We start from the raw sequence: 263 nt of genomic DNA, 5'->3' as shown, positions 1-263 counted from the left end.
GTGTATGAGAGACAGAGCGATGCCTGCTGCATCCGCAGGTACTCCTCCGGGGATGCCGTCAGGACGCGGCGCAGCTTGTCGGCGAGGTCGTCGGAGTTGCCCGGTTCGAAGAGGTAGCCGTTCTCGCCGTCGTGCACGAGGTGCGGCAGGGCCATCGCGTCAGCCGCAACGACCGGGAGGGCGGAGGCCATGGCCTCCATGGTGGCGATGAACTGCAGCTCGGCGATCGACGGCATCGCGAACACCGTGGCGCGGCTGTACGC

At 67.7% G+C, this 263-nt stretch carries 1 protein-coding gene; it reads right to left on the bottom strand.

From position 1 onward, the window contains the following. Positions 1-263: glycosyltransferase (locus ACR9ZK_RS22325; protein ID WP_481344123.1), on the bottom strand; the 263-nt coding region annotated here is incomplete at both ends.

This window comes from Monashia sp. HAY1-5C (genome assembly GCF_056755255.1).
The sequence above is the reverse complement of the archived record's forward strand: the minus strand, read 5'-3'. Positions and strand labels throughout refer to the sequence as shown.